Raw genomic sequence first — 6209 nt, 5'->3', positions numbered from 1 at the left:
CTACAGCCCCAGCGATAACCACAGCCACACCCATCACAACCATAGCCACATTCGTCACAACCACAGCCCCAGCCCTAGCCCTAACAGGATCATCAAACAAAGCTGTTATTCCTTCCCAAACTAGGTTTTTTCTGAGTAGTCGATACCATTCTTGGCAAAACGTCCAGGATCCTAGTAAGCCCAATTGCATCAATAAAGTTGGCTCTGATAGCTCTGATTTTTCTTCTTTGGCTTTAAATTCTTGCCATAAAACTATTAAAAAATACAGGACAACAGCAATTGTGATTGCCATCAAGCCATTAACCCAACTTTTTGGCTGACTGTACATGATAGCGAATATTTCAATTACAGATCCAAGAGAGAGCAAGAAGACAACAGTTAACACTCCTAGATATTCTCGGCTTTTTTTAAACTGATATTCTATCTTCTTAAAAAGATTGCGCCAGTCGTTTCTTGTGGGGCGGCGGCAGTTGATTAAGCGAGACAGTAAGGCAAATTGTAATTCAGGTGTCAGACTATTAAATAAATATAACCAACGCTGCTTTGGAGTGATTTTACTTAAAACTCGATCAACAAACTCTATTTTATTGTCTAAATTTTCAAGTGAAACCGATTCCAATTCATTTTTAAAAGAACTTAATTGAGTCAGATTAATTTCATTTGGTAACTGAATCGCACATAAAGGAATGACTAACCGAGGATCGAGTTCAAAAGTGATTTTAGGAATATCATCAGCAGAGCTTTCAATAATTGCAGCAGCAACTTTCTTGACAGTAGCAGAGAACTGCAAAGTGCTTGAATTTTCAAAAGGTTGCCAAATCCAACTTAAGTCCGTTTCGATTACCTCTTGTGGCTGGCGCTTTTGTTTAACGGCTCGATTTTTTAGTCGGCGAATGAATCTGAATAGCATTAGTTTTCCTTCATGATAGAGTGCGATTGCGTTCAGCTTGACTATCTTCTAACTCCTTCAACAGTGCTGCAAGTCGAAAACTTACTTTTCCGCTTAAGTTCGGATCTTCCTGCAATCTTTCAAGTGCCTCAGCCGCTTCTGGTATGGCAATTTTAACTAAATCATCCATTGCTTCTATAGAGCCTTTTCGAGCTAAAGATTCTAGTTGATTAACTGCTAAACCTCCCATTCTGATTAAGGCTTCTCGCACTTCTATAAAATGGGGTTGATTGTGATCATAGTAAATAACTAATTTTTCTACTGCTTGAGGCAAATTAGTGGCGGATAAGGCTTGAGCCGCTGCTTTTTGGCTGTCTGAATTATCTAAACTAGCAACTAAAAAATCAAATAATGCTTTCCCTCTAGGACGAAAATCAGCCGCTACTGAGCCAAAAGCACTACAAATTGATTCATCGGTTCTCAATTGTGTTTTAAAATAATCTATAATCTCCTGAGCAACTTCTGGTTTTACTTCTTGAGCATCTGCTAGACATTCAAATGCTGTCAGTGCATCTTGTTGATATACCGCCGTAATTAAATCCGTACTATTGTTTGCCAATCCACACCATAACTTGACAATTTCTAGCCAGTCGCTAGGAGCATTTTTCCATTTTTGAATTAATTCAGCTTGTTTGTCTGTTAAAGCTGCTGCTACGAAATATTCTGGTAGAGTGAGATGAGGAAAATAATAACCCTGTCCGCCATCAATGCGAAGCAATATTCCACTGCGTTTGACGATTTCATCAACGATAGAATTAGCCTCTTTAGGCTCTAGATTTAATGAAGGTAAGACTTGTTTAACTTGTTCCCATACTTCAGAATCAAGAAGACTGCGGCGATCTTGCTGTTGTCGATTAGCGCTATTCTGAGCATAGAGTGCTAAATGTTGCAGAACTCGCCGCTTGTTGACACCACTATATTGATTAGGGATATTTCTTTGTTGGTCGCGCAATTCTAATAAAACATCAGTAGCTTTAGTGTAAAATTCGGCTCGCGAATGAGGTAAAACAAAGGGGGTATCCGTATAGAGATAGGCGATGATTGTTAACAGTAGGGGATTCCGCGCCAGTGCCATAATTTTCGGTTTAGCTCGCAAGTTTTGAATCAATTGTTCTACTGATTTCTCTGGCGGCATTTCCAACTTCCAAGCTTGCAAAAAGCGGCGAATTTGCTGGTCACTAAATTCGACAATTTCTAAAGTTTCCTCGGTATTATCGACAAACTCATCATGATAAACAGCCGTCCGACAGGTAATAATTACCCGACATTTTTTATACTTTTCTAATTCTAAAAAGTCTTTAAGACACCGAACAACAGAAGAGCGAATGCCACTACTAACCTCATCTAACCCATCTAAAAGCAGCAGCAAACGTCCGTCTTTTAAACCTTGAGAGATGAAACGATTAGCTTTAGGAAAATTATGGCGATCGCAAGCTGCTACTAAATGTTGTTCTAACTTTTCTACTGTCAAATTAGCCTCATTGAGGCGGTTCAATTCTAGTAAAATTGGCACGGGACGATCGGATAAATTTTTGAATCGTCCTTCTGAATAGGAAAGTGCTAGATACTTTAATAACATCGACTTCCCCGAACCAGGCGCACCTTTAACCACTAAGCGGCGGTATTTTTGCACCGCATTTTCTGCTTCAATCAAAGAGCGATTGCTCGCTTTAAAAGCTTTTAAAGAAACATAAATCTCCCGCATTTCTAGGGGACGATGAGGACGAAAAGGTATATTAAGTTTTTGATATTTATCAATTAATGCTTGTCGATACTTTTTAAGAGCAATATTTTCAAATAAGGGTGTTCCAGCAAAGGTTTTATAAATCCATTTACTAATCGCTTCTAAAGACTGATTGAGCCATTTTTTTAAGGTATCACTAATAACAGTCCCCACAATACCACCCAAAACAAGAATAACAAGCACAGGTATCCAGGCAGGATATTTATTAATATCATATTGTTGTTCATAGATATCCCATAATTCATCCTGTGGAAAACAAGAAGCTTGAGAATTTACCTCTTTATACAAATTTAAAATATCACTACTTGTCTTTTTCTTTTTATCAGTATTGAAAAAATTCAACCGGTCAGCTTCTGCATCTTGTTTTGCCCGATTTTGAATCTTTCCCCTAAGTTGGTTACAGGGATTAGGTGCAGGAAGCTTTTGAGTAAAAACAGGCAAAATTGTCCCCCACGCGACTGAAATTGCCAGCCCTAGGACAAAAATCATCAATAACTGCTGCTTTTTCCAGTGAATAAACTTCATTGTCTGTACCGTTTCTTTGCCTTTTTCCCACATCCTGGCTACCAATATAACACTGATTCATACAGTATAGGCTACATATAAGGAGAGGCACTCATGCACGAGGGGGAATAAATAATCAGTTTTTAATAACCAGATTTAGTATAATAGTGATGATAACTAGAAAAATGGCTAATTAATCGACAAATAAAAACAATCAGCTGATCAGTGATCACTGATCACTGAATTTAGGTGATCACTTTTTCTAAAGCGACCAGATCGGGAATAAAGAGGGATTCCTGCTGTCTTTGAATCAGTCCTTTTTTGTGCAATTTGGTCAAGGATCGGGTCACGGTTTCCCGGGCCAGGCCACTAATACTACTCAATTCCCGGTGAGGTAAATTGGGAATTACTGTACCCTGGCAGCTTTTTTCTCCTTGACCTTCGGCTAAAAAGAGTAAAGTATCGGCGACTCTGGAGAGACTATCGGCCTCCCGTAAACGTAAACGCCGGTTAAGTTGACGCAAACGCTTGGCCATTAACTGAGAAAGACGAATTCCCGCTAAAGGTTCCGATTGGAGCAGATTAACAAAATCTTGAGCGGGAATACTGCTAATTGTGGCCGTGGTTAAGGTGATAGCATCAGTGGAGCGGGGAGATTCTTCTAAAGCGGCCATTTCTCCGACTATTTCCCCTTTACCGAGGATATTTAAGGTGACTTCTTTGCCATCCATATTGTAAGTACGAATTTTCACCCAACCATCCAGAATAAAGTAAACCGAACCCCCCCAATCATTTTCTAATAAAATCGCCCGATTAGCAGGATGAGTGCGGGTGACAGCATGAGAAGTAACTTGATCGAGGGTTTCAGGGGCCAAACCGACCAATAAAGTGGCTGTATCTAATAATTTTTGAATCTCTGCTGATTTTTCCGCAGGATATCGTTTTTCTTCCATGGTTTAATATTTAAATTTTGTTGGTTTTAGGCAGGTGATTCTACAATGGAAAGTTGTGGGTATTTTTAATTATCCAGTGACCGATAAACAGGATTTTTCCTCCCTACTGACCGAGATCGATCGGATTCTTGCCAAGGTGATTTCCTCTCTAGTTAACCCGCAAGAAGTTACTTCCGAGACAATTATCGCCACTCGTCAACAATTAGAATCGGCCAGAGCGCTGCTTTCTCCCTTATTGTTGCCCGCTCCAACCCCTGAAGTTGCCCGTTGGTCCCTGGGAATGGCGGTGCAACCAGAGGGGGTAAAAGTTGTCTTTTTTCGGGAAAGCCAGGGACTGATCGATTTTTATCCTCTTTCTTGGAGTCTGGCAACGGGAACAAGTGATCTCTTACCCTGCTCTCAGGTGGAAGAATATCTAATTAGTTGGCTATCTAATCGGGATTTTAGCACCGATTCTTGGCTCTGGGAAGCCCTAGATCGATTAGAAGCTATTATTATCACCGATGACGGGGAAACCCCCACGGATGACCTGAAAAAAGCCCTTCTCACAGCGCAACTAATACCCCCTGATCGCCTATCTAGTCTAGAAACAGCGATCGCTACTGCTCTGGCCCATGTTCCCACTAGCGACCAACCCCAACCCCAAACCCTACTGGTTATCGAAGGGAAGCGGGAGACCACCACTTTAGCAATAGTGGAAGTCCCACCGCAAACTCGCTCTTTATGCCGTCAAGCGATCGCTCTGAGCCATTTTAACTACGGGGAAAACACCTATGAACAGGCCATACTCTCTCACTTAATTTATCCTCTCTGGCGTTCTTTTTTGCCTCTTTCCCCCTCAGATCTCACCGATACTAATCCCTTAAAAAAATCTTTACTGGCAGCCGCTAGATTAACCAAATTAATCCTTCAAGAAGAAAGCGAATTTACCTCCTCTCTAGCCGGTCATACTTGGACGGTCAGTCGCACCGATTTAAATAAGAAGGTGATTATACCATATATAGATAATTTAAGACAAAAAGTTAATGATTTGTTAGAAAAACAGCAAAAAAGTCTTGAAGATATCGATCGAATAATTTTTAGCGGTAATTTTTTCTTAACCATTTGGCCTTATTTTCTAACAGAAATACAGCAAGAATTTGCCGGTTGCAATCTAGAGGCCCCCAGTCAGGAAACCTTCTCACCAGCAATCTTGGGTTTGGGTCGTCTCTGTTTATTTTCGGCTCTTAGAGGTGAGAAGGTCAATAATGCTTAAAAACATCAACCTCAGTAGTAAAACGTAGGGTGCGTTAGACGGCCAAAATTGCTGCTTTGACTTGAAGGTAACAATCCGTCGTAACGCACCACCTATCATCAACTAAGTAGCCGGTTACAATTAAAGATAAAATACAAAGAACCAGAACCCTGTCCCACTATCTCACAATTAATTGAGATTACTTACTTAACTGGTGCGTGGGGCGCGGATTGCTAATTTTGTTTTTTTATTCAAGGTTATTGCCGCAAACACGCCCCCTACATTATTGCTAAATGTTAATTTTTATTAGAGGATGCAACATTTGTGAGTTTAGAGAGAGTTAAAAATAACTTTTGTCGGGATGCTTTTGTTAATGATGGTAATATTCAGGTAGCAACTTTTAGTAACTTAAATCGCGCTCAAGAGTGACAAAAGCACCTAATTAAATACTTTAATCAAGTTAAAATTACCCAAGGTGTCATCGATGCCTTACCCAGTCCTGAACCTGTCTATTCACCTGTTCCTCAACAGATAGTTAACTCGGTGGATTTAATCGAGCGCTGGTTAAAGGCAAAAAGAGATATTTATGGTTCCTCCTATCAAACCTATTTAGGAGAAGAATTACTTACAGGTAAAGCTTATAATGACAAAATAAAGCGCTCTGATGGTCAAGAAAGTTCTTCCGAATGGTTAGCTAATAATGGTGCTTATTATATCTATGGAGTTCAGAGAATAGATTCAGTTAATAATTTTACAGCCTCTGGCGATCAAGCTACAGTGGATGTGGTGGTTACTGAAGAAAGAACCCTCTATAACAGTCAGGGT

At 40.1% G+C, this 6209-nt stretch carries 3 protein-coding genes and 2 pseudogenes; 2 read left to right on the top strand and 3 right to left on the bottom strand.

Annotated elements, in window-relative coordinates; genetic code table 11:
• From PX636_RS10020 to PX636_RS10010, 3 genes and pseudogenes are all read right to left on the bottom strand, one after another.
• A pseudogene (locus PX636_RS10020) lies at positions 1–910 on the bottom strand (hypothetical protein); the annotation flags it as partial.
• A 10-nt stretch (positions 911–920) separates the two neighbouring features.
• Positions 921–3251, bottom strand: a complete 2331-nt coding sequence (locus PX636_RS10015) for an NACHT domain-containing protein (RefSeq protein WP_288116997.1) — start codon at positions 3249–3251, stop codon at positions 921–923.
• A gap of 191 nt (positions 3252–3442) precedes the next feature.
• Positions 3443–4150, bottom strand: coding sequence for a Crp/Fnr family transcriptional regulator (locus tag PX636_RS10010; RefSeq protein WP_002797187.1), 708 nt, complete (start codon positions 4148–4150; stop codon positions 3443–3445).
• A gap of 55 nt (positions 4151–4205) precedes the next feature.
• Here PX636_RS10010 and PX636_RS10005 point away from each other — a divergent pair, with 55 nt between their 5' ends.
• Positions 4206–5405 carry an acetate and sugar kinases/Hsc70/actin family protein gene (locus PX636_RS10005; RefSeq protein WP_288116998.1) on the top strand — a complete coding sequence of 400 codons (1200 nt, stop codon included), beginning with the start codon at positions 4206–4208 and terminating at the stop codon, positions 5403–5405.
• 306 nt (positions 5406–5711) lie between these two features.
• Positions 5712–6209 (top strand): annotated as a pseudogene (locus PX636_RS22670) (ARC6/PARC6 family protein); the annotation flags it as partial.

This window comes from Microcystis sp. M53598_WE2, from assembly GCF_030067735.1.
Lineage (GTDB): Bacteria > Cyanobacteriota > Cyanobacteriia > Cyanobacteriales > Microcystaceae > Microcystis > Microcystis aeruginosa.
The sequence above is the reverse complement of the archived record's forward strand: the minus strand, read 5'-3'. Positions and strand labels throughout refer to the sequence as shown.